Here is a 22,359-nt window from a genome sequence, read left to right on the forward strand (position 1 = left end):
GGCTTTTCCGTGGAAGAAAACTATTGTGGAAGGAGTTGAACAGCCATGAGTGAGAGGGCAGAAGTTTCTTTTGATGCTGCATTGATGATGGCACTCCGTGCAGATGCACAGAAAGAACTGGACGAGCTGCCAACTCCGGCACAGCTTGAAGAACGCTACCCGGATACTTCCCGATGGGATGCTCGCCTGCAAGCGGCATTGCATAAACGCCGCCCTATGCTGAAACGGGTGCTTGTTGCGGCCCTGACGCTGGTAATTTTAACTCTCGGTGCGCTTGCAGTAAGCGCAGACTTCCGCAAGGCAGTCTACACGATGATTCAGAAGTTCTTGCCCATTGAGATGCAGCTGACGTATCAAGTGGACGGCGAACCGTTGGAACGATTGCCGGATGGATACAGCGATCATTATGTGCCGGACGGCTTTGAAATGGACGATGCGCAGAAATTTGAACGAGCAGAAAACTTTTTACATGTTTACTCGTCAAAAGAAACAGAGGAAAGCTACACTGTCCGTTGTTCAATTATCCAGCCGGGGCAGCAGTCCCTATTTGATAATGAGCATACAGTGTACGAAACCGTAAAGGTCGGAGAAGCAGATGCAACTTTGGGAACGAGTGCAAGCGAAAACGGAGACACCGTTTATATTTTAAGCTGGGAGCAAGGAGGCGTTTCAAACACGATTATGGGAAACATTTCACGAGATGAGATTATGAAAATTGCTGAAAACGTATTTTAATATGAAACTCCATGCTATTTGTTAGAATCAACAAATAACATGGAGATTCTTTGTATAAGCGTACAAACATAACGAAAAGCAGAGATTTTTTCAAAAAAGCTGTCACAAACATAAGGCGAGCTACGTTGACTAAGCAAAAGCTCCTATTAGGAGCAAAAGATTGGAGGTGTATTGTCTATTTATGATGAGAAAAAAAGAAAAAGTAATCACAATGACTGTGACCTTGATTTTGGTGGTCATACTGATTTGTATAAAAGTCACTCACTTTGTGATAATAGAACGTCCATTGAAACAATGCAGGATAGTATCAGCATACCATCTTACAGTAGACACTAATGGTGCTCAAATTGACCAGTCTTGGCTATTTGAAAAGGATGACCTGACATATATAGATATTGCCAAAACTTTTGAGCAGACATATTTTGTCACTGATTATGCTGGTGGTTCTGGTGATAGCGGTGCACTCAATGAACTCACGATAGCTTTTGGTGAAACAATGGACGGAATGCCAGATATTCGCATAACGGTTTCTGAAAATGGCTACATTCAAATCAATGGTAAAAGAGCATATCCGCTTTCTCTTAAATATGCAGGCAAGAGGCTTTACGTACATCTTTTGGGGTGCTTACAGGATGGAGCCGATCTGCAGCAATAAGAATGACTAAGCAGAAGTTCCTGTGGAAGGTAAATGCATAAAAGTTTGCATGGAGATGATTCCGATGCAGGATAAAAGTGAATCTTAAAAATAAATAGCTATTATGATGGACGGAGCGAAACCATTACTGGAAACACCAGCAGATAATGTAAGGAGATTCTTTTATGAAAAATATTACTAGAAAAACTTTTTTGAAATCGGAAATAATCCTACCATTACATTTGCTCTAAATAAATGAGGCCGTCAATGAAAGCAAGGATTGTTCGTTATGGTTTTATAGGTGTCGTTGCAGTGCTTATAATTCTATGTGGAATGAAATTTAGCAATATGTACAAAGATTACCAAAAGCTTCAATTCAACCAAGAACAGATCGATACACAAGTATCTGTTTTGATGTCCATGCTTTTTTCAGACTTGTACTATTCCGACCCCATTGATTTGGGCGAGACCAAAGAGCATGCAGATGAACTTAGCGTTTTGCTTCAAGTAACATCCTATGATGAAATTCCTCATTTTAACGATATTGCCAACAAATTGATTGAAATATCGAAGAATGTTGAGTCGCGTCCGGCATTTAGTGAACAGACAATTGAACTGTTTCAAAGTTTTATTTACAATCTTGGAAAACCTCTTTCCGATGATATAGATACGTTGAGTACATCTCTATATGAATCGATAATGTCAGAGAGCGTTGAAGGATAGGACTATTTTTACATAGTTTGAATTTATTATGCGTGGAACTAAAAAATATAAGATTGTTAAATGTTTCAGACATTTCGGTGCTATTATAATATTGCTATGGCTAATTTCTATCGTAAGATTTCCGTATTCTTTTGATAAATTGCAAGTGTTATCAAATAAAAATTTTGAAAGCGTTTCAAATTCTGTGTTAACTCTTGTTGATTGTAAATCGACCGAATCGAAGTCTTCAATTGATTTTTTACTAACTGATGGAAAGCAATATTACATTATAACGGCAAAACGTTTCTTTATAGGGAATCGATATGATTTATCCCAGCTGATGCCTTTCTCAGAAGGAACAAGTTATAGCTATACAGACTGTTTCACCAAGGTGAATGTTATTCAATCAGGCAATAAATTGTGTTTAGATGAGGAAAGATATGTTCAACCTTATATCTTATCGTTTCTCTTTTTGTGCGTTGTGTTAATGCTCAATATTTTGGGAGATAAATCCACTCCAGAGGAATAGAGATAATGACGTGCATTTATAAAGCCCTTGAAATATGGTGGAAAAAGTGTGAATAGCAATTTGATTTCCCTTCCAAAAGCAACTCACACTCAATTTACTACATGGTGGGCGCAATATTAAAAAAGGGGTAGCCTGGAATGAATGGTTTAGATAAAGCTATAGAGCATCTGAATCATGCGCATTTAGATGCTCTATTAAATCCACCAACCAATGATATGATATTGGAACACTTAAAAAAAGAAATGGGACATATTCCAGCTGATTATATTGAATTTCTGAAGCAATGTAATGGACTGACTCTCTATCATAGCGGAGACTATTGTTTATTTGATGCTCAAGAAATTCTTTCGTTCCATTTTAGTAATGATAATTTATTATGTAGGTCGGCATGGAAAATTGGATATTGGATGGGATATGATATTGTCATTAACGTGGATGACATAGAAAAAGAGTATCTTTATGCGGGGGACTGTTGCTCAACAGATGAATTTATATGTGTTGGAAATATACTGAATTTCATTGAAGAAATTGTTAAAAATGGAGGTGATCCTTACTGGACAATCAACGAAAATCAGTACAGAGATTTTTCAAAAAAATAATTTCAAAGCCAAATACCTTCGCCAATTGATCCGCTACCGGATGAAAGATGGTATTGCCCAGACTGTGGGAACTTAAATGATTCTTCCGAACGGTTTTGCAAAAGCTGTGGAAAAGTTCGATAACTATCGTTTAGCATTAAAAACTACGGAAGCTTTACGCTGAAAGCTGTAACTTTAAGCAGACCGGAAAGCTTATAATGAGGGTAGAACAGAAATATGACCAACGAAGATACCACTGATTTTGACGAGCACTTCGCTAAAATTTCGTCCTATATTGTGGACACATTGCACGGCGTTCCACTTGAGATGACCGAGGATGAAAAAGAACAATTTCGCATACAGGTTATTTCAAATCAGTATGCAGAACGGTTGCTAAGTGAAGCCGAAAAGACAGAAACGTATAGAGGTTTATCAAAAATTGATATTCTCCATACAGTTTCTATCCCTCAACTGGCTAGAACAATCCCACTTAAAGGTTTGAATCTCAGTTTAGAAAAATACAGAATGCCGGATGGTGTAATAATAGAGGTTGAGAGTTCGTCACATTATTTGGGGTCATTTAGTGAGAAAAATGATTCTTCCACAAATTGGATAGAAAAGATCATGGAGGGTGTCGGTATTCACTAGATGGATTCTCAAGAAGCATAAACAGCCCGCTATTTGCAGAGAATTCTGGAAGAAAATTGAAGAAAGCATCCTTCCGGCAACAGCACCCCGGACGTTTGTGAACTCTCACAACAGAGATCAAGAACCAATCCCTGCTTTGCGCTTACACCGTTTTGGTGACATTTTTTCTCCGTCTTGCTACAATATTGTGGGTTTTTTTCTATTTGTGCTTTGCTATTATCAACATCTAAAATGAAAACCGTGATGGAGGTGATTCCAATGCAGATAATTTCCTTGAAAACAAATTGAATGCTTTGGCAAACGGTGGCCAGTTCTCCATTTCCTACGACATCACGATTCCGTAATAAAAGCATTAGATAATGGGTATAAAAGCCACGATTCTTTAGAGTCGAAAGAAAAGAATCGTGGTTTTGTACGTTTGAATTATGGAGCAAGCCAAATGAATAAGAAATTGGAATTTTTTAGCAGTATGGCGGTTGCCTTTATAGTTTTGATATTGGTCTTTCTTTGCATTCGTTTTTCAGGTCAGGGAAAATTTGCTACACATGGAGGAACCAATCCGTCTGATGTAAAATGTATTTATACTTCAGTTTGGCCGGATAATGAATACACTAGGCTTATTTGTGAGCCGGAAAGTGGAACGATAGAATATATATTGGATGGTTCTAATGCTGGGTATTATGCAATCTTTTATAATAATATCTCTGAAGAAGAAATACAAAAATATATTGACCAATTGAAAACCTTAGGATACGCTGAAGAGGCATCGGCTTCAGAAAGCGTTTCGACAGGCGTTTTGCTAAGAAAAGATGAAACATGGATAAGCATTGCATACTCAGAGGGAGGATTTGGAATCCGGATTTCAGTAGAAAAATCCTGAATAAAAGAGATGCTGGGGAATTCCGGTTATCCCTATGATGCAGTGGAAAGAAAATGGATTGCTCAATATGCGAGCCTCCATGACTTGATTTTGATGTTCGGTCACTCAAACCAATGCCGTCAAGCCGGTGGGGGATATGGATAACCTGTGGCTGGAACTGCCGTGGTGGTTTATCTGAGTGAAAAGAAAAATTGTGATTGTGCTACAAGTTTTCTGGAAATTTATGTGCAGCTATACGATTTTGAAAAAATTTGTGGACAGATGAAATAAAGCAGGCTTAAAATTCGTTATTCAAACAGAGAAGCCAATAATCATGATACCATTGATGTGATTCTTATAACTGCAATCGATCAGAAAAATGTGACGTTCGGATAATTCAAATAGAGCTCTGATGAAGAGATGATTAAAATGACGAAATCAAGTAAGAAATTGACTGCTTTTGGTATAGCTTTGGCCCTAGCAATTCTTATAGGCGGTTTCCTGTTGCATCCGTGGGGGAGGACAAAATCGGAACTTACTGTAACAAAGGTGGATTTAAGCAATAATTCTATCTATGCAACTGCTCCCAATCAACTGTACGGTACAAATAATTACTATCTCATTCAGGGAGCTTCGAAATACTTAAAAGGAAATATTCAGCTATCGCAAATTGAAGAAGGCGAAAAGATTGCGGTAGTTTCCAATGGAAAGGTTTTATTATCTGACCCCTATCAGTTTGATACGATATACAGTATTCGATTACCATAATCCTATTTTCATGCCCTAAACAATGAAATGAATATAGATGCTTTTGAGAATATGAAGATATTATTATGAAAGAGATAATTATTATACCACATATTGGAATTGGACAATTAAAATTAGGTATGACGTCAGATGAGCTAGAAAATGCTCTTCTACAAATGAAGAAACAGTGGTCGAATTCTTCTGATGAAGCAATGCAAATGGAGCGTTGTGCTGAAACTGGTGATCCTAATTTGATAACAGGACGATATATGGATAATGATTCGTTCTTTCTGGTGCAGTATCGGAACGGAAAAGCTACTGAAATCGGCATCCAGAGAGAGTTGTCTAAAGTGGCATCAATAAAATTGTTCGGGCTGGATATGTTTAATACAACCGCCGAGTGTATTGTTGATAGCTTAATGAAAAAGGACAACGTTATTTGCAACGAAAAGGACTTGCAACTGGGAACGGAATATATTTTTCCCCAAATTGGAGTCCGACTCTGGAGAGAGCGAGCATTTCATCCCAAATTGTTGAAAGACCCGTTATACATGGAAGAAATGCAGGCAGTATTAGAAGACGAATACCAGTATCAGTATTTTCAGATGGTCACCGTAATAGATTGAACTACTAACTAAGAGCCCTCTATTTGTAACGACTGCAAGTAGAGGGCTGTTGATCTGTTTGGAATATTTCAATTAAAGGTCAATCTTCTAATCCGCCGTGGTCGCAACCCAGTGACAGGAAGTGCTCTATCTCCCCACCCAGCACCATCTGCGCATACTCTAATAGCTTGTTGTAGAGCAACCAATCCAATTCCGCCCGCTGCGTTGGAGTATTGCCGTATTCGTCCTCAATAGCGATGCAGATAAACAAAACTGTGATTATGCAACAAATTTTCCATGAATTTATGTGCAGCTATACGATTTTGAAAAATTTTGTAGACAAACGAAATAAATTGGGCTTAAATTTCGTTATTCCAGTAAGAAACGCAAGAGATTTCTTTTAGAGTGTATATAGGAGATCCTTTTATGCTAGAGCAGTTTTTCAAATCACAAGTTGCAGCTGTTTCTGACCCCTGCCAGTGCAATCGCATCACGGATGCGCTGGCAGCTGCTGGAATCAAATTCTATTGCAAAACCAAAGATGTCAATCGGCGTAATACATTTGATCAGGCAAGAATTGGAACTTTGGGCATAAAGCCAAAGTATGTCACAGAGATATTTGTAGATAAAGAAAATGCAGATATGGCACTGCATATTGTACACGCACTAAAGTAAAGTTATAGCTCTTACAGCATGAAAGCAAAATTTTAGATGATGAAAACGGTGTATGTGGTGAAAAGTCAAACAAGCAGTGGAATATCTAAAAACTATGGAAGTTACCATTTCCCTTTAACAGCCCGTCCGCCGACCAAAATGGCGGAGAAAATAGCGGCGAAAAACAAGAATGTAAGCCAAATCGGGCTTAGTACCCACAACCAAGACCACGAAATCAATCCAGTTGCTTTTAATACAACAAGTACCAGCGTTAAAGCAACGATAGGATCCATTCCAGATCGTCCGGATCGGTTAGACTTTTTCTCCATACACATATCACCTCGAAAATTTGATTTATTGTGGTAAGTTGAGTATATCATATTTTCTAATCAAAGAACATCCCTATACGATTTTGCAACAGCCCCTTGCAGATTAGCTGCTAAAATAGTCATCTACAATGTTATAAATGAAATCCAAAACATCGTAGATATGGTCAATGGTATTCCTTAATTCTATATAATCAATAAAGTGGTCACTTGTAAAGAAAAGCTGTTCGTTCTTTTCTTCTTCGATGGCTTTATCCTCCTTAGTCATTAAATACCGCCAAACCTCGGCTTTTTGATCAACCTGTTTGGCTTGAGGATTTGATTCGGCGGGTGTTTGATTGGCTTCCTGCAATTCCTTAAAAAGGAGTTGGATTTTACTCAATGATATTCCATCTAACGAATAAAGTGTAAAATTTTCTTTTCGAGCTTTCACAGACTCAACAAATTCTTCCGAGATTATAAATTTATCAATAACATCTCTTTTTACAGTAAACCATAATGTTAATAGATCATGCCCACCTTCTGGCAACTCTCCATAGCATCGTTGATAAATGTGCTTGAGAGAAATTTCAAGGGAATGACGATATAAAAACATTATCGGAAAGATATATGTGTCTAGCGTTTTTGAATCACAGTTGCTGCTGATAACAAGAGAAACCAAGTCATCTGCACTGTTCTTATATCCTTCGCGTAAGCCATATAAAGCCTGTCCTTTGTCTTGCCACCCGAAATAGGCGGCGTGTCCCATATTGTCAGTGCCTACAAATATTTTTCTTCCTTTCACAGCCTTATCTCTCCTCTGCACACAATTTTCTTTGAAATAAGTTTAACATTAGTATCTCATTCAGGCAAGAAGATAAAACTTGCTTTTATTGTGAGAAATGATAAAATTTGCACTTTATTTTTGTGATAGTCGGAGAATTTCAAACGTTGCTTAGTTCTCGATTGACTTGTAATGCAAAAAGCATTACAATAAATTCGAGGTGATAACCATGGAAAAAACGATGATGTTGAACGTCCGGGTCAGCCCCAGCGTTAAGCAGCAAGCCGAGGATGTGCTGAAGCAGCTCGGCATCCCGATGGCAACCGCCATTGATATGTACCTGCGCCAGATCACCCTGACTGGCGGCATTCCTTTCTCTCTATCCCTGCCGAAGGCTCCTGCGGCTCTGAACGCTGACACCATGACCGATGACCAGCTTCATGCAGCCTTGCAGGTGGGCATCAAGGAAATTCAGAACGGTGATACCGTGGATGCTGCAAGCGCATTCGCACAGTTCAGGGAACAGCACAGATGAAGCAGTATGACGTAAAAATTTCCCATACAGCCCTCAGTGATATGGAGCAGATTTACAGCTACATTGCTGACCGTCTGCTGGAGCCTGACACGGCCATGGGGCAGTATAACCGCATTGCAGAAGCCATTCAGTCGCTGAACATTCTGCCGGAACGCTGTGCGCTGGTGGAAAGCGAGCCGGAGCGCACCCAAGGGCTGCGGCAGATGCTGGTGGATAACTACTCGGTGTTCTACATTGTGGGCGAGGATGCCGTGTCGGTGGCGCGTGTGCTGTACAGTACATCCGACCTTGTCCGCCGCCTGCGGAGAATGAAGTGAAAGGGGTGTTTGCATGACCGCCGTAATTTACGCCCGCTATTCCAGCGACAACCAGCGCGAAGAATCCATCGAAGGCCAGATTCGTGAATGTACGGCTTATGCCGAGAAAAACGGTATCACCGTGGTCAAGCACTACATTGACCGTGCCCTTTCCGCCAAAACCGATAACCGCCCGGACTTCCAGCAGATGATCAAGGACAGCGAGAAACGGTTGTTTGACATTGTGCTGGTCTGGAAACTTGACCGCTTTGCCCGGAACCGTTACGATTCTGCACATTATGAGTACCAGTTGGAGCGAAACCATGTCAAGCTGGTGTCCGCTACTGAACCAATTTCAGATGGTCCAGCAGGTATTATGGTCAAAAGTATGCTCACCGGCATGGCTGAATATTATTCCGCAGAACTTTCTGAAAAGGTCGTGCGCGGCATGACCGAGAATGTTCTGAAGGGCAAATATAATGGTGGAACGATTCCCATCGGCTATACAGTGGACGAGGAGAAGTTCTTTCAAATCGACCCTTTGAAAGCTCCCTTTGTGGTAGAAGCCTTTCAGCGGTATAACGATGGTGCGACCATGAAGGAACTGATGAACTGGCTGAACGACAGTGGCGTGACCACCAACCGCAACCAGAAGTTCACCTATAACAGTATTCAAACTTTGTTGACGAATCGCCGCTATATCGGAGAGAACCGTTTTAAGGACATTGTGATGCCAGACAGCATCCCGGTTATCATTGAGAAAGAACTGTTCGACAGTGTGCAGGACAAAATTGCCAAGAACCGCCGCGCTCCGGCTCGTCACAAAGCGGAGGACGATTATTTGCTGACGACCAAGCTGTTCTGTGGAATGTGCGGTGCGATGATGTTCGGGGAGTGCGGAACGAGCCGGAATAAGAACGTCCACCACTATTATAAGTGTGCCAATGCCAAACGCACCAAGACCTGCAAGAAAAAGACCGTCCGTAAAGAGTGGCTGGAGGATTTGGTAGTCAACGAGACCATGAAGATGATTCGTGACGATGACTGTATCCGGTCTATCGTGGATGCGGTGATGATTCTTCAGGAACAGGAGAACACGGTGCTGCCTCTGCTGGAGAAGCAGATGAAAGACATTGAACGGGGCATTGAGAATCTTCTAAATGCGATTCAAGAGGGCATCCTGACCAGCTCGACCAAAGGACGCTTGGAAAAATTGGAAGCTCAGCAGAAGGAACTGGAGATCCGCATCGCGGAAGAAAAGCTGGCAAAGCCGAAGGTCAGTGCAGATTTTGTAAAATTTTGGCTCACCAACTTCCGCAAGCTCGACCCGAACGTGAAAAGCCACAGGGAGACGCTTATCAATACATTCGTGAATGCTGTTTATCTCTATGATGAAAAAGTTTTGATTACGTTCAACTACAAAGACGGCACAAAAACCATCACTTTCGATGAAATTGCCGCCAAGAATGCCCCAGGGGGCAATGGTTCGGATTTGGGTTGCTTCGCTCCACCAAAAGAACCAGCGTAGAAATTACGCTGGTTTTTGTTTTGCCCGGCATCTTAAGTCTCACTCTCGAGGGTGGATTCGAACAGCTGCGGCGACATCGCTGAAGATGGCGCAAAAACAGCCCGGTGGGCTGTTTTTAGCAGCGCGGCTCGCGACATCCACCCGCGCCCACCAAAAAAACCTCAACGTATGAAAGCACGCTGAGGTTTTTGTTTTGCTGCAAAGCCAGACTCACTGGGCGGGTGGATTCGAACAGCATCGGCCCGCCGAATAGTCCGGAGGGCAAAAAAGCCCCTGCGGGGCTTTTTTAGATGCGCGGCTCGCGACATCCACCCGCGCCCACCAAAAGAACCAGCGTAGAAATTACGCTGGTTTTTTGTTTTGCGACAAGGCTAAACTCACCGGGCGGGTGGATTCGAACAGCATCGGCCCGCCGAATAGTCCGGCGAGCAAAAAAGCCCCTGCGGGGCTTTTTGCGGGGCTTTTTTAGATGCGCGGCTCTCGACAACCACCCGCGCCCACCAAAAGGACCAGCGTAGAAATTACGCTGGTTTTTTGTTTTGCCCGGCATCTTAAGTCTCCCTCTCGAGGATGGATCCGAACAGCTGCGGCACCGTTCAGCAGGACGATCTCCTGCAGTGCAAGGATCAGCAGAACAATAAGAACCGTAGTAACCATCGTGTACCGTGCATCATAATATTTTGCAACGGTATTCAGGTTGGTACTCTGTGCATTGATTTTTTAAATTTTTCTTCAAAAAAATCATTGACAACGCTTTCTGTGCATGATAAAATCACATTTGATTTTGAGAGACAAAGCATAGCAGAGTCTTTTCAAAGCAATTTACCATGGACCGCCCAGCGGGGCTAAGGCCATACGGACAGCCGGGTCCACTGCCGACCGGCGGCACAGCCGCCATTATTGATTGAGTGTAGCAGCTCAAATTTTATAAGTTGGTTCCTTTACAACCATGAAATTGCGCAGTCAGTGTGCAGACTTGTGAAACGGTCAATAAAGAGCAGTAAAAGCAGAATTGCTATATAGACTCTCATAATCCCGTCTTTTTTGAATCATGCGAAGCGGCCTTTGTACTCTGGTGTTTCTTCCGGGGGTCTTTGGCGGCGCATTCAAATGCTTTTCAAAGCGCAAGTCTGCACTTTTTGTGCGGTACTTGCGCTTTTTTGTTTGCATCGGGATCAGGGACGGAGGAAAAACATGAGTGAGAACCGAACACGGTTCCGGCTGAACCAGAACCGTGCGCCCATCTATGAAGCGCTGGAACAGTTCCGCAAAATGCGGGTGGTGCCCTTTGATGTGCCCGGCCACAAGCGAGGCCGCGGCAACCCGGAGCTGACCGCCTTTCTGGGCCAGCAGTGCGTGGGCGTGGATGTGAACAGCATGAAGCCGCTGGATAATCTCTGCCACCCGGTATCGGTCATCCGGGAAGCAGAGGAGCTGGCCGCAGATGCCTTTGGCGCTGCCCACGCGTTCCTCATGGTGGGCGGCACCACCAGCAGTGTGCAGAGCATGGTGCTTACCGCCTGCAAGCGCGGCGATGAGATCATTCTGCCCCGCAATGTGCACCGCAGTGTGCTGAACGCACTGGTACTGTGCGGCGCAGTGCCGGTGTATGTGAACCCCGAGGTGGACAAGCGCCTTGGCATCTCGCTGGGCATGAAGCGGGAACAGGTGGAAAAGGCCATTAAAGAGCATCCGAATGCTGTGGCTGTGCTGGTGAATAACCCCACCTACTACGGCATCTGCTCTGACCTGCGCGCCATCGTAAAAATGGCCCACGATGCCGGGATGCTCTGCCTTGCAGACGAAGCCCACGGCACCCACTTCTACTTTGGCGGCGGCCTGCCGGTGTCTGCCATGGCGGCAGGGGCTGATATGGCATCCGTCTCCATGCACAAGAGCGGCGGCAGTTTAACGCAGTCCAGCCTGCTGCTCATCGGCCCCAATGTGCACCCGGGCTATGTGCGGCAGATCATCAACCTGACCCAGACCACCTCCGGCAGCTACCTGCTCATGTCCAGTCTGGATATCTCCCGCCGCAACCTTGCGCAGCGCGGGCGGCAGGTATTCCACCAAGTGGCCGACATGGCCGAATATGCCCGCGAGGAGATCAACGCCGTGGGCGGCTACTACGCCTTTGGCAAGGAGCTGTGCAACGGCGACTCCGTTTTTGACTTTGATACCACCAAGCTCAGCGTCCACACGCTGGATATCGGCCTTGCAGGCATTGAGGTGTACGACATCCTGCGCGATGAGTACGACATCCAGATTGAGTTCGGCGACATTGGCAACATCCTTGCCTATCTTTCCATCGGCGACCGCCCGCAGGAGGTGGAGCGTCTGGTCAGCGCGCTGGCCGAGATCAAGCGCCGCTACCAGACCGATGGCTCCGGCCTGCTGAGTCAGGAATACATCGACCCCGTTGTGGCTGCCAGCCCGCAGGAAGCGTTCTATGCGCCCAAAAAGAGCCTGCCGCTCCGGGAGACCGAGGGCATGGTGTGCAGCGAGTTCGTCATGTGCTACCCGCCGGGCATTCCCATTCTGGCCCCGGGCGAGCGCATCACCAAGGAAATTTTGAACTACATCGAGTACGCCAAGGCCAAGGGCTGCAGCATGACCGGCCCCGAGGACCCGGACATCGAGCGGCTGAACGTTCTGGCATAAGGAGGGAATGCAGATGGAATTTTGGTTTTCTGAGTTTCACACCCCGGACGTGAAGCACAGCATCCGGGTGAACAAACAGCTCTACTCCAAGCAGAGCGATTACCAGCGCATCGATATTTTTGAAACGCCGGAGTTTGGCCGGGTGCTCACATTGGACGGCAATGTGATGCTGACCGAGCGCGACGAATTCATCTATGACGAGATGATCGTGCATGTGCCCATGGCGGTGCACAAGCAGGCAAAAGACATCCTTGTCATCGGTGCCGGTGACGGCGGCGTGGTGCGGGAGCTGACCCGCTACGACCGGGTGGAGCGCATCGACCTTGTGGAGATGGACCCGCAGGTGGTGGAAGCCTGCCGCGCCTTCCTGCCCAGCAACGCCTGCCGTATGGATGACCGCCGGGTGCACATCTATTTTGAGAACGCCCTCAAGTATATCCGCCGCTGCGAGGAGGAGTACGACCTCATCATCGTGGACTCCTCCGATCCCTTCGGCCCATCCGAGGGTCTGTTCACCCGCGAGTTCTACGGCAGCTGCTTCAATGCCCTGAAAGCGGACGGCATCATGGTGAACCAGCAGGGCAGCCCCTTCTATGCCGAGGATGCCAGCGCCATGCAGCGCAGCCACAAGCGCATTGCGTCCACCTTCCCCATCAGCCGAGTGTATCAGGCACACATTCCCACCTTTGCGGCTGGGTACTGGCTGTTCGGCTTTGCCAGCAAAAAGTATCATCCCATCGATGATCTGGATGCAGACGCATGGAAGGCGCTGAACATGCGCACCCGCTATTACACCGCCCGGCTGCATGTCGGCGCATTTTACCTGCCGGCATTCCTTGAGGAAATGCTGCGGGAAGTGGAGGAACACTGATGCAACCCAACATTGAAAACTTCATCGGCTGTGACAGCAGCTACCGCGCCGCCAGCATCGTGCTGTACGGTGCGCCCTACGATTCCACCACCAGCTACCGCCCGGGCGCACGGTTCGGCCCGGCGGCCATCCGACACGAAAGCTATGGTCTGGAGACCTACAGCCCCTACCAGAATGCCGACCTGACCGATTTTGACATCTTCGACAGCGGCGATCTGGAGCTGTGCTTCGGCTCCAGCGAGAGCGCCCTTGCGGACATCGAAGCCCGCGCAGAGGAGATCCTGCAGGACGGCAAGTTCCCGTTGCTGCTGGGCGGTGAACATCTGGTGACGCTGGGTGCCGTGCGGGCTGCTGTGAAGAAATATCCGGATCTGCACATCGTGCACTTTGATGCCCACGCCGACCTGCGGGACGACTACCTTGGTGCAAAGCTGAGCCACGCCTGCGTGCTGCGCCGCTGCCATGAGCTGGTGGGCGACGGCCGCATCCACCAGTTCTGCATCCGCAGCGGCGACCGCGCCGAGTTCGAGTTTGCAGCCCAGCACACCGAGATGCACAAATTCGATTTTACCGGCCTTGCCGAGCTGACGGAACAGCTGTGCGAGAGCAAGGTGCCCGTCTACCTGACCATCGACCTCGACTGTCTGGACCCCTCCTGCTTCCCCGGCACCGGCACGCCCGAAGCCGGCGGCGTGAGCTTTTTGCAGCTGCTGGATGCCATCCGCACCGTGACGAAAGCCAACATCGTAGCCGCAGACCTCAACGAGCTGGCTCCCACGCTGGATACCACCGGCGTTTCCACCGCCACCGCCTGCAAGGTGCTGCGCGAAACGCTGATCGCGCTGGACAAGGGCTGGCCCGGCTTTCAGGTCTGACCGAATTTGCACACATTGACATAAAGGAGAAAAATCATGAGCAAAGTTCTGATCATCGGCTGCGGCGGCGTGGCCTCCGTTGCCATCCACAAGTGCTGTCAGGTACCCGAGGTGTTCACCGAGATCTGCATCGCCAGCCGTACCAAGTCCAAGTGCGACAAGCTGGCTGCAGAGCTGGCCCCCAAAACCGCTACCAAGATCACCACCGCACAGGTGGATGCCGACAAGGTGGATGAAGTGATCGCCCTCATCAAGGCTTATCAGCCCGACCTCGTGATGAACATTGCCCTGCCCTATCAGGACCTGACCATCATGGATGCCTGCCTTGCCTGCGGCGTAAACTATATGGACACCGCCAACTACGAGCCGGAGAACACCGACGACCCGGAGTGGCGTGCCATCTACGAGAAGCGCTGCAAGGAAGCAGGCTTCTCCGCCTACTTTGATTACAGCTGGCAGTGGGCCTACGCAAAGAAGTTTGAGGAAGCCGGCCTGACCGCCCTGCTGGGCAGCGGCTTCGACCCGGGCGTGACCCAGGCTTACTGCGCCTACGCCAAAAAGCACGAGTTCGACACCATTGACACCATTGATATTCTGGACTGCAACGGCGGCGACCACGGCTATGCCTTTGCCACCAACTTTAACCCGGAGATCAACCTGCGCGAGGTGTCCGCTCCCGGCAGCTACTGGGAGAACGGCCACTGGGTGGAGATCCCGGCTATGAGCATCAAGCGGGAATACAACTTCGATCAGGTGGGCGACAAGGATATGTACCTGCTGCACCACGAGGAGATCGAGTCCCTTGCCAAGAACATCCCGGAGGCAAAGCGCATCCGCTTCTTCATGACCTTTGGCCAGAGCTATCTCGACCACATGCGCTGTCTGGAGGATGTGGGCATGCTGTCCACCACCCCGGTCAACTTCAACGGGCAGGAGATCGTGCCCATCCAGTTCCTCAAGGCTCTGCTGCCGGACCCCGCCAGCCTTGGCCCCCGCACCAAGGGCAAGACCAACATCGGCTGCATCTTCACCGGCAAGAAGGACGGCAAGGAAAAGACCTACTATATTTATAATGTGTGCGACCATCAGGAGTGCTACAAGGAGGTCGGCTCTCAGGCCATCAGCTACACCACCGGCGTACCGGCCATGTGCGGCGCACTGATGCTGCTCACCGGCAAGTGGACCACCAAGGGCGTGCACACTGTGGAAGAGTTTGATCCGGACCCGTATCTGGACGCTCTGGACAAGTACGGCCTGCCCCGTTCCGAGAGCCACAGCCCGGCGCTGGTGGACTGATGCGGCTGGCCGATACCCGCCCGCCCTTTGCGGGCCTTGCAAACCTTTCTTGGGAAGCGCTTGCCTCTCTGCCCACCCCCTGCTATCTGCTGGACGAAGGGCAGCTGCGCCGCAACGGCGAACTTCTGCTGGGGGTGCAGCAGCGCACCGGCTGCAAAATTCTGCTGGCGCAGAAGGCTTTTTCCAACTTTAATGTTTACCCGGTGCTGGCTCCTTATCTGGCGGGCACCGAGGCCAGCGGCCTGTACGAGAGCCGCCTTGGCAAAGAAGAGCTGCCGGAAAAAGAGAACCATGTGTTCTGCGCGGCCTACCGGGCAGACGAGTTCGCGGAGCTGCTGCAGTACGCCGACCACATCGTGTTCAATTCGCCCAGCCAGCTGGCAAAGTTCGGCCCGGCAGCAAAGGCGGCGGGCAAGAGCGTGGGCCTGCGGCTGAACCCGGAGTGCTCCACGCAGGAAGGCCATGCAATTTACGACCCCTGCGCCCCGGGCAGCCGCCTTGGCACCACCCGCGCCCAGTGGGATGCCGCCGTGCAGGCAGACCCGGCCCTGCCCGAATTACTGGACGGACTGCACTTCCACACCCTGTGCGAGCAGGATGCCGATGCACTGGCCCTGACGCTGGCGGCGGTGGAAGCAAAGTTCGGGGGTCTTCTGCCCCGGATGAAGTGGCTCAACTTTGGCGGCGGGCACCATATCACCCGCCCCGGCTACCGCCTTGCCACGCTGGAACAGTGCATTACCGAAACACAGAAAAAGTACGGCGTGCAGGTGTATCTGGAGCCGGGCGAAGCATGGGCGCTGAACGCCGGGTATCTTGTTACCACTGTGCTGGATACTTTGCAAAATGGCGAGACGAGCCTTGCCATTCTGGACATGTCTGCGGCCTGCCACACCCCGGATGTGATCGAGATGCCCTACCGCCCGCCGCTGCTGGATGCCGGGGACCCCGGCGAAAAGCCGTACCTCATCCGCCTTGGCGGCCCCACCTGCCTTGCCGGGGATGTGGTGGGCGACTACAGCTTTGCCTCCCCGCTCACCGAGGGGCAAAGGCTCATTTTCGGCGATATGGCCATCTACACCACCTGCAAGAACAATACCTTCAACGGGATGCCGCTGCCGCCCATCTGGGCAATGGACGAAAACGGCACCTGCCGGGAGCTGGTGAAGTTCGGCTACAGCGATTTCAAGATGCGGCTGGGACGTGCAGCGGATTAAAGTATGACCCTTACGGCAAATCTGTATTTAATCAAAAGACAGCCTGTATCAAAACCGCCCAAAATGCACGCTATTCAAATACAGTTTCTTTTTATCATCTGACGAAAATTTAAAAAAATTCATATTCAGCCTAGACAAGTTCCTTTTCATGTGCTAAAACAATGCTAAGAAACCCGCAACGATGCAGGATCTGAGGATCACTGCGCCGTTGCGGGTTTTTCTTGTTTTATCTGGGAAAGTGTCAAGAAATAATAGAGGAGGCAATTCTTATGAAAGCATTCATTTCGCGTCGTGATTTCCTGAAAGCGGCAGGCATCACCGCCGCAGCAGCAGCTTTGGCAGGCTGCTCTTCTTCTGGCGGTTCCGCAAGCGGCTCTTCTGCAGGCGGCAAGACCATTAAGATCGGCGTGTTTGAACCGGCTTCCGGTGATAACGGCGCAGGCGGCAAGCAGGAAGTGCTGGGTGTCGAGTATGCCAACAGCCTTGCTCCCACCGTGGAGATCGGCGGTGAGACCTATAACGTGGAGCTGGTGGAAGTGGATAACCAGTCCAGCACCGATAAGGCCGTGACCGCTGCACAGGAGCTGGTCTCCAAGAAAGTCTCTATCGTGCTGGGCAGCTACGGCTCCGGTGTTTCCATTGCAGCCGCTCCCACCTTCCAGTCCGCTTCCATCCCGGCCATTGGCTGCTCCTGCACCAACCCCGCCGTGACTGAGGCCAACCCCTACTACTTCCGTGTCTGCTTCCTTGACCCGTTCCAGGGCTCGGTCATGGCAAACTTTGCAAAGGATGAATTCAGTGCTGCCAACGCCTACGTGCTGAGCATGCTGGGCGAGGACTACGGCTCCGGTCTGGCCACCTACTTCGTCAACGCTTTTGAGGATCTGGGCGGTACTGTTACCAGCGAGCAGTTTCCCGAGGGCACCTCGGACTTCTCCGCCTACATCCAGAACGCCATCAACGCCGGTGCAGATGTGATCTTTGCTCCCTGCGCCACCACCTACGCAGCCCAGATCATCACACAGGCTGCTTCTGCAGGCTTTGACAAGCCCATTACCGCAGGCGACACATGGGAGTCCAGCGTTATTCTGGATGCCCAGAAGGGCACCAGCGTGCAGGTGTATTGCTCCACCTTCTTTGATGAGAACGATGATTCCGGCGCAGCCAAGGAGTTCGTGACCGGCTTCAAGGAGTGGCTGAACGCCGACAGCCAGAAGCTGACCAATAACGGCGGCAATGACATCGTGGCAGCTGTTTCTGCACTGGGCTACGACGGCTACATGGTGGCTCTGGAAGCCATCAAGGCAGCAGGCAGCACCGACGGCACCGCCATCCGCGATGCTCTGTACGGCGTAAACTATGACGGCGTGACCGGCAACATCACCTTTGACCAGACCACCGGTGATGCCAACAAGGATATGGCTTACATCAAGAAAGCTGCCGACGGCGCATTTGAGTTCGTCAAGACTCAGAGCGTGGAAGGCTGATTTGAACCTGTAAACTCCTTCAGTCAACGCCTGACGGCGTTGCCAGCTCCCTCAACGAGGGAGCCTTTTTGTAGCTTTCCGGCAGGTTTGGCTCCCTCCCTGAGGGGGCTGTCGCCGAAGATGACTGGGGGAGTTTCCATCCCATAAAAAAGATAATAAAAGTTGTAAGAAATGGAGGGTCTCCCTTATGGCTGCAAAGTTTCTGCCCTATTTGCTGGCAGGTATCTCGGTGGGCGGCCAGTATGCATTGATCGCCATTGGCTACACGATGGTGTACGGCATCCTGCGCCTGATCAACTTTGCCCACGGCGATATCTTTACCGTAGCCGGTTTTCTGATGGTGTACGCTACTGCCTCCCTTCCGCTGACCATTTCCATCCCGTTGGTGGTGGTGGCAACGGTACTGCTGGGCATCGCAGTGGAAAAGATCGCCTACAAGCCCCTGCGCACTGCGCCGCGCATGTCGGTAATGATCTCCGCGATCGGTATGTCCTACCTTTTGCAGAACTCGATGTGGTATGTCACCGGCGGTCTGGCCAAGCAGTACCCTGCCCTGCCGTGGATCAGCGACACCGTCACGGTGCTGGGCTGCCAGACCAAGCGGGTGACGGTGGTAACGCCGTTCCTCGTCATTGTGCTGGTGGCAGCACTTGTTACCCTGATCCAGAAGACCAAGATCGGCATGGCCATGCGCGCCGCTTCCCGCGATTTTGAGACCGCCCAGCTGATGGGCATCAAGATCAACAATGTCATCTCCTTTACCTTTGCGGTGGGCAGCTTTCTTGCGGCCATCGGCTCCATGATGTATTTTTCCAACTACACGGCAGTCACCCCCACTGTGGGTGCCATGCCCGGCCTGAAAGCCTTTGTGGCTGCGGTGTTCGGCGGCATCGGCTCCATTCCCGGTGCGGTGATCGGCGGCTTCATCATCGGCATCTGCGAGAGCCTTATCAAAGGTGCAGGCGCTACCACCTTCAGTGATGCGTTCACCTTTGCACTGCTGATCGTGGTGCTGGCCGTCAAGCCTACCGGCCTGTTCAGTGAAAACCTGACCGAGAAAGTGTGATGACCATGAAACAAGAGAAAAAACGCATCTATCTCCGGGCCGCACTGGCGCTGGCCGCTCTGCTGGTGGTGTTGCTGGCACTGGATAACCTGAGCTTTGTGCCCTCCATGCTGCTCACCGTGCTGCGCAAAGGTGCCATCTATGCACTGGTGGCTGTCTCCATGAACCTGCTGAACGGCTTTACCGGCCTGTTCAGTCTGGGTCAGGCAGGTTTTATGCTGCTGGGTGCCTACACCTACGCCATCCTCACCATTCCCGCCGCTTCGCAGAAGTCCATCTATCAGCGCTATGCAAACGGCGGCATCGGCTTCTCCATCCCGGAACTGCTCTCCAAACCTCTGGGCGGCTTCGGCCTGCTGCTGGGTGTTGTGTTCTGCCTGATCCTGGCCGGTTTTATCGCAGCGCTGTTCGCCTTCCTCATCGGCCTGCCGGTGCTGAAGCTCAAGAGCGACTATCTTGCCATTGCTACACTGGGCTTTGCCGAGATCATCCGTGCCGCCGTGGTTTACGAGGGCTTTGGCCCGCTGACCAACGGCTCCAACCTTCTGTACGGCTTTACCAGCTTTGCCAGTTTCAACCTTTCGCTGGGCGGCACGACCCTGCATCTGGAAACCGTGATGCCCTTCCTCTTCTCCGGCATCTGCATCGCCATCATTCTGCTGCTCATCAACTCCACCTATGGCCGTGCCTTCAAAGCCATCCGTGATGACGAGATCGCTGCCGAAGCCATGGGCATCAACCTTGCCAGCCACAAGCGCATGAGCTTTATCATCAGCAGCTTCTTTGCCGGTATCTCCGGCGCAATGCTTGCCATGTATCAGGCCAGCGTGCAGGCCACCACCTTCAAATCCAGCATGACCTACGAGATCCTGCTGATCGTGGTCATTGGCGGCATTGGCTCGGTGTCCGGTTCCATCATCGCGTCCTTCCTGTTCATCGCCAGCTCCGAGTGGCTGCTGCGCTTCCTCGACAACGAGACCTGGATCGGCGGCTTCCGTGTGCCGCTGCTGCGTTCCGGCTTCCGCATGGTGGTGTTCAGCATCATCATTATGGCGGTGGTGCTGTTCTTCCGCAAGGGCATCATGGGCGACCGTGAATTGTTCCAGAAAAAGCCCGCATCCACTGCAAAAACTGCCAAAAAGGAGGCGCGTTCCAAATGAGTGAAAACGTATTGACCATTGAAAACGCCACGATGCAGTTTGGCGGCGTGGTGGCTGTGGACAATCTGAACCTGAAGGTGGATAAAGATCAGATCGTCTCCCTCATCGGCCCCAACGGTGCCGGCAAGACCACCGCGTTCAACGTTGTCACCGGCGTGTATGCGCCCACCAACGGCGCGGTGTGGTTCGAGGGACGCAAGATCATTGAGAACACGCCCCACGGCAAGATGAAAAAGCTCTATAAGGGCCAGAACGCGAGCAAGTATTCCCACATGATCGCCCCCACGCCCGATAAGATCACCCAGATGGGTATTGCCCGCACCTTCCAGAATATCCGTCTATGGAAGAGCCAGACCGTGTTTGAGAACGTGCTCATCGCCAAGCACTGCCGCCGCTCGGCCAACCTGCTGAGCGCTACCTTCCGGCTGAATGCAGACGAGGAAAAGCGCCAGCGCGAGGAGTGCGAAAACCTGCTGCATGTGCTGGGACTTGAGGATGTGCGCAATGAACTGGCTACTGGCCTGCCCTACGGCCTGCAGCGCCGGGTGGAGATCGCGCGCGCGCTTGCCACCGAGCCGAAGCTGCTGCTGCTGGATGAGCCTGCTGCCGGTATGAACCCGCAGGAGACCGACGAACTGACCGCCTTTATTGACCGCATCCGCACCGATTTCAGACTGACCGTGTTCATGATCGAGCACCACATGGATCTGGTGATGGATATTTCCGACCGGGTCTATGTGCTGGACTTTGGCCGCTTGATTGCCGAGGGTACGCCCGCCGAGGTGCAGAACGACCCGCGGGTGATCGACGCTTATCTGGGGGTGGACGAAGATGCTTGAGATCAAGGATTTACATGTTTCCTATGGCGGCATTCAGGCCTTGCGCGGTGTGTCGCTGAACGTACCGGACGGCAAGATCGTTACCCTGATCGGTGCCAACGGCGCAGGCAAGTCCACCCTGATGCGCACCATTTCCGGCCTTGTAAAGGCACAGAGCGGCTCCATTTTGTGGAACGGGCAGGAACTGCTGGGCAAGCCCATCGACCAGATCGTGGCCAGCGGCATTGCCATGTCGCCGGAGGGCCGCCGGGTGTTTGCCGACCTGACTGTGCTGGAAAATCTGAAGATCGGCGCATACCTGCGCAAGGATAAGGCCGAAACCGAGAAAGACCTTGAGTGGGTGTACAGTCTGTTCCCCCGCCTGAGGGAGCGCAGCTGGCAGAGCGCCGGCACCCTTTCCGGCGGTGAGCAACAGATGCTGGCCGTGGGCCGCGCCCTGATGAGCAAGCCGAAGCTGCTCATGCTGGACGAGCCAAGCCTCGGCCTTGCACCCATCGTGGTGCGGGAGATTTTTGATATCATCCGCACCGTGAACCAGCAGGGCATCACCGTGCTGCTGAACGAGCAGAACGCCAACATGGCCCTGAAGGTGGCCGATTACGCCTATGTGCTGGAGACCGGCACCCTGACTCTTTCCGGCACGGGTGCTGAACTGCTGACCAATGAACAGGTCAAGGCCGCATACCTCGGCAAAAAGCGCGCTGACCGCACCTGAAACTTTATAAGAACCGCTAACGGCAGAGAGGGG

General features: G+C 50.3%; 24 protein-coding genes and 1 pseudogene. 23 read left to right on the forward strand and 2 right to left on the reverse strand.

All coding sequences use genetic code 11. From position 1 onward, the window contains the following. The first annotated feature begins 45 nt into the window (after positions 1-45). The 8 genes from GKG34_RS09645 to GKG34_RS09685 all read left to right on the forward strand — a co-directional run bounded on the left by GKG34_RS09645 (position 46) and on the right by GKG34_RS09685 (position 6,058). Complete coding sequence (locus tag GKG34_RS09645) at positions 46-735, forward strand: DUF4367 domain-containing protein (RefSeq protein ID WP_154256098.1); 690 nt, start codon at positions 46-48, stop codon at positions 733-735. A gap of 181 nt (positions 736-916) precedes the next feature. Beyond that, complete coding sequence (locus GKG34_RS09650; RefSeq protein WP_055186022.1) at positions 917-1,390, forward strand: hypothetical protein; 474 nt, start codon at positions 917-919, stop codon at positions 1,388-1,390. Positions 1,391-1,636: 246 nt separating this feature from the next. Further along, positions 1,637-2,092 (forward strand): hypothetical protein, encoded by a 456-nt coding sequence (locus GKG34_RS09655; protein WP_154256099.1) that lies wholly within the window; start codon positions 1,637-1,639, stop codon positions 2,090-2,092. A gap of 645 nt (positions 2,093-2,737) precedes the next feature. Further along, positions 2,738-3,199 (forward strand): SMI1/KNR4 family protein, encoded by a 462-nt coding sequence (locus tag GKG34_RS09660; protein WP_154256100.1) that lies wholly within the window; start codon positions 2,738-2,740, stop codon positions 3,197-3,199. A gap of 216 nt (positions 3,200-3,415) precedes the next feature. Continuing rightward, positions 3,416-3,826 carry a hypothetical protein gene (locus tag GKG34_RS09670; RefSeq protein ID WP_015564578.1) on the forward strand — a complete coding sequence of 137 codons (411 nt, stop codon included), beginning with the start codon at positions 3,416-3,418 and terminating at the stop codon, positions 3,824-3,826. A gap of 439 nt (positions 3,827-4,265) precedes the next feature. After that, positions 4,266-4,706 (forward strand): hypothetical protein, encoded by a 441-nt coding sequence (locus GKG34_RS09675; RefSeq protein WP_005929376.1) that lies wholly within the window; start codon positions 4,266-4,268, stop codon positions 4,704-4,706. Between the two features lie 408 nt (positions 4,707-5,114). Next, positions 5,115-5,453 carry a hypothetical protein gene (locus tag GKG34_RS09680; protein ID WP_154256101.1) on the forward strand — a complete coding sequence of 113 codons (339 nt, stop codon included), beginning with the start codon at positions 5,115-5,117 and terminating at the stop codon, positions 5,451-5,453. Positions 5,454-5,518: 65 nt separating this feature from the next. Continuing rightward, complete coding sequence (locus GKG34_RS09685; protein WP_154256102.1) at positions 5,519-6,058, forward strand: hypothetical protein; 540 nt, start codon at positions 5,519-5,521, stop codon at positions 6,056-6,058. 79 nt (positions 6,059-6,137) lie between these two features. On the opposite strand, the pseudogene GKG34_RS15885 reads toward GKG34_RS09685, so the two are convergent. Next, positions 6,138-6,299 (reverse strand): annotated as a pseudogene (locus tag GKG34_RS15885) (DUF6061 family protein); the annotation flags it as partial. Positions 6,300-6,463: 164 nt separating this feature from the next. Here GKG34_RS15885 and GKG34_RS09690 point away from each other — a divergent pair. After that, a complete protein-coding gene (locus GKG34_RS09690) occupies positions 6,464-6,712 on the forward strand; it encodes a hypothetical protein (protein ID WP_005920679.1) in 249 nt (82 codons plus the stop codon). 36 nt (positions 6,713-6,748) lie between these two features. Beyond that, positions 6,749-7,057 (forward strand): hypothetical protein, encoded by a 309-nt coding sequence (locus GKG34_RS15685; protein WP_154274766.1) that lies wholly within the window; start codon positions 6,749-6,751, stop codon positions 7,055-7,057. A gap of 66 nt (positions 7,058-7,123) precedes the next feature. Here the strand turns inward: GKG34_RS15685 and GKG34_RS09700 are convergent, their stop codons facing one another. Further along, a complete protein-coding gene (locus GKG34_RS09700) occupies positions 7,124-7,801 on the reverse strand; it encodes a hypothetical protein (RefSeq protein WP_049929332.1) in 678 nt (225 codons plus the stop codon). A 208-nt stretch (positions 7,802-8,009) separates the two neighbouring features. Here GKG34_RS09700 and GKG34_RS09705 point away from each other — a divergent pair, with 208 nt between their 5' ends. The 13 genes from GKG34_RS09705 (at position 8,010) to GKG34_RS09765 (ending at position 22,326) form a co-directional block, all read left to right on the forward strand. Further along, the gene (locus GKG34_RS09705; RefSeq protein WP_097781600.1) at positions 8,010-8,315 is read left to right on the forward strand and encodes a type II toxin-antitoxin system RelB/DinJ family antitoxin; all 306 of its coding nucleotides are present in this window, start codon (positions 8,010-8,012) and stop codon (positions 8,313-8,315) included. Further along, complete coding sequence (locus tag GKG34_RS09710; RefSeq protein ID WP_154256104.1) at positions 8,312-8,632, forward strand: type II toxin-antitoxin system RelE/ParE family toxin; 321 nt, start codon at positions 8,312-8,314, stop codon at positions 8,630-8,632. The genes GKG34_RS09705 and GKG34_RS09710 overlap by 4 nt, the downstream gene beginning before the upstream one ends. A 13-nt stretch (positions 8,633-8,645) precedes the next feature. Next, a complete protein-coding gene (locus GKG34_RS09715) occupies positions 8,646-10,139 on the forward strand; it encodes a recombinase family protein (RefSeq protein ID WP_154256105.1) in 1,494 nt (497 codons plus the stop codon). Between the two features lie 1,194 nt (positions 10,140-11,333). Further along, entirely contained in the window at positions 11,334-12,800 is a 1,467-nt protein-coding gene (locus GKG34_RS09720) for an aminotransferase class I/II-fold pyridoxal phosphate-dependent enzyme (protein ID WP_097775018.1), read from the forward strand. A gap of 13 nt (positions 12,801-12,813) precedes the next feature. Continuing rightward, positions 12,814-13,671, forward strand: coding sequence for a polyamine aminopropyltransferase (speE, locus tag GKG34_RS09725; protein ID WP_044953854.1), 858 nt, complete (start codon positions 12,814-12,816; stop codon positions 13,669-13,671). Continuing rightward, positions 13,671-14,546 carry an agmatinase gene (gene speB / locus GKG34_RS09730; protein ID WP_005943304.1) on the forward strand — a complete coding sequence of 292 codons (876 nt, stop codon included), beginning with the start codon at positions 13,671-13,673 and terminating at the stop codon, positions 14,544-14,546. Before speE ends, speB begins: the two co-directional genes overlap by 1 nt. Before the next feature lie 36 nt (positions 14,547-14,582). Beyond that, complete coding sequence (locus tag GKG34_RS09735; RefSeq protein WP_005943308.1) at positions 14,583-15,842, forward strand: saccharopine dehydrogenase family protein; 1,260 nt, start codon at positions 14,583-14,585, stop codon at positions 15,840-15,842. Then, positions 15,842-17,059, forward strand: coding sequence for a carboxynorspermidine decarboxylase (locus GKG34_RS09740; protein WP_005943311.1), 1,218 nt, complete (start codon positions 15,842-15,844; stop codon positions 17,057-17,059). The genes GKG34_RS09735 and GKG34_RS09740 overlap by 1 nt, the downstream gene beginning before the upstream one ends. Before the next feature lie 269 nt (positions 17,060-17,328). Then, positions 17,329-18,546, forward strand: coding sequence for an ABC transporter substrate-binding protein (locus tag GKG34_RS09745; RefSeq protein ID WP_044953856.1), 1,218 nt, complete (start codon positions 17,329-17,331; stop codon positions 18,544-18,546). A 187-nt stretch (positions 18,547-18,733) separates the two neighbouring features. Further along, entirely contained in the window at positions 18,734-19,612 is an 879-nt protein-coding gene (locus GKG34_RS09750) for a branched-chain amino acid ABC transporter permease (RefSeq protein ID WP_005943319.1), read from the forward strand. Positions 19,613-19,617: 5 nt separating this feature from the next. Then, positions 19,618-20,772, forward strand: coding sequence for a branched-chain amino acid ABC transporter permease (locus tag GKG34_RS09755; RefSeq protein ID WP_242821953.1), 1,155 nt, complete (start codon positions 19,618-19,620; stop codon positions 20,770-20,772). Then, positions 20,769-21,611, forward strand: a complete 843-nt coding sequence (locus tag GKG34_RS09760; protein ID WP_154256106.1) for an ABC transporter ATP-binding protein — start codon at positions 20,769-20,771, stop codon at positions 21,609-21,611. The genes GKG34_RS09755 and GKG34_RS09760 overlap by 4 nt, the downstream gene beginning before the upstream one ends. Beyond that, entirely contained in the window at positions 21,604-22,326 is a 723-nt protein-coding gene (locus tag GKG34_RS09765; protein WP_097781478.1) for an ABC transporter ATP-binding protein, read from the forward strand. Before GKG34_RS09760 ends, GKG34_RS09765 begins: the two co-directional genes overlap by 8 nt. Positions 22,327-22,359: the final 33 nt, after the last annotated feature.

Source organism: Faecalibacterium sp. BIOML-A4 (assembly GCF_009679665.1).
In the GTDB taxonomy this organism is placed as follows: domain Bacteria; phylum Bacillota; class Clostridia; order Oscillospirales; family Ruminococcaceae; genus Faecalibacterium; species Faecalibacterium taiwanense.

Bases quoted from the DNA above. Each gene is read 5' to 3' on its own strand.
- GKG34_RS09765 (WP_097781478.1), top strand. From the start codon at position 21,604: ATGCTTGAGATCAAGGATTTACATGTTTCCTATGGCGGCATTCAGGCC.
- GKG34_RS09690 (WP_005920679.1), top strand. From the start codon at position 6,464: ATGCTAGAGCAGTTTTTCAAATCACAAGTTGCAGCTGTTTCTGACCCC.
- GKG34_RS09760 (WP_154256106.1), top strand. From the start codon at position 20,769: ATGAGTGAAAACGTATTGACCATTGAAAACGCCACGATGCAGTTTGGC.
- speE (WP_044953854.1), top strand. From the start codon at position 12,814: ATGGAATTTTGGTTTTCTGAGTTTCACACCCCGGACGTGAAGCACAGC.
- GKG34_RS09675 (WP_005929376.1), top strand. From the start codon at position 4,266: ATGAATAAGAAATTGGAATTTTTTAGCAGTATGGCGGTTGCCTTTATA.
- GKG34_RS09650 (WP_055186022.1), top strand. From the start codon at position 917: ATGATGAGAAAAAAAGAAAAAGTAATCACAATGACTGTGACCTTGATT.
- GKG34_RS09680 (WP_154256101.1), top strand. From the start codon at position 5,115: ATGACGAAATCAAGTAAGAAATTGACTGCTTTTGGTATAGCTTTGGCC.
- GKG34_RS09705 (WP_097781600.1), top strand. From the start codon at position 8,010: ATGGAAAAAACGATGATGTTGAACGTCCGGGTCAGCCCCAGCGTTAAG.
- GKG34_RS09685 (WP_154256102.1), top strand. From the start codon at position 5,519: ATGAAAGAGATAATTATTATACCACATATTGGAATTGGACAATTAAAA.
- GKG34_RS09720 (WP_097775018.1), top strand. From the start codon at position 11,334: ATGAGTGAGAACCGAACACGGTTCCGGCTGAACCAGAACCGTGCGCCC.
- GKG34_RS09755 (WP_242821953.1), top strand. From the start codon at position 19,618: ATGAAACAAGAGAAAAAACGCATCTATCTCCGGGCCGCACTGGCGCTG.
- GKG34_RS09655 (WP_154256099.1), top strand. From the start codon at position 1,637: ATGAAAGCAAGGATTGTTCGTTATGGTTTTATAGGTGTCGTTGCAGTG.
- speB (WP_005943304.1), top strand. From the start codon at position 13,671: ATGCAACCCAACATTGAAAACTTCATCGGCTGTGACAGCAGCTACCGC.
- GKG34_RS09735 (WP_005943308.1), top strand. From the start codon at position 14,583: ATGAGCAAAGTTCTGATCATCGGCTGCGGCGGCGTGGCCTCCGTTGCC.
- GKG34_RS09740 (WP_005943311.1), top strand. From the start codon at position 15,842: ATGCGGCTGGCCGATACCCGCCCGCCCTTTGCGGGCCTTGCAAACCTT.
- GKG34_RS15685 (WP_154274766.1), top strand. From the start codon at position 6,749: ATGATGAAAACGGTGTATGTGGTGAAAAGTCAAACAAGCAGTGGAATA.
- GKG34_RS09750 (WP_005943319.1), top strand. From the start codon at position 18,734: ATGGCTGCAAAGTTTCTGCCCTATTTGCTGGCAGGTATCTCGGTGGGC.
- GKG34_RS09715 (WP_154256105.1), top strand. From the start codon at position 8,646: ATGACCGCCGTAATTTACGCCCGCTATTCCAGCGACAACCAGCGCGAA.
- GKG34_RS09670 (WP_015564578.1), top strand. From the start codon at position 3,416: ATGACCAACGAAGATACCACTGATTTTGACGAGCACTTCGCTAAAATT.
- GKG34_RS09645 (WP_154256098.1), top strand. From the start codon at position 46: ATGAGTGAGAGGGCAGAAGTTTCTTTTGATGCTGCATTGATGATGGCA.
- GKG34_RS09745 (WP_044953856.1), top strand. From the start codon at position 17,329: ATGAAAGCATTCATTTCGCGTCGTGATTTCCTGAAAGCGGCAGGCATC.
- GKG34_RS09710 (WP_154256104.1), top strand. From the start codon at position 8,312: ATGAAGCAGTATGACGTAAAAATTTCCCATACAGCCCTCAGTGATATG.
- GKG34_RS09660 (WP_154256100.1), top strand. From the start codon at position 2,738: ATGAATGGTTTAGATAAAGCTATAGAGCATCTGAATCATGCGCATTTA.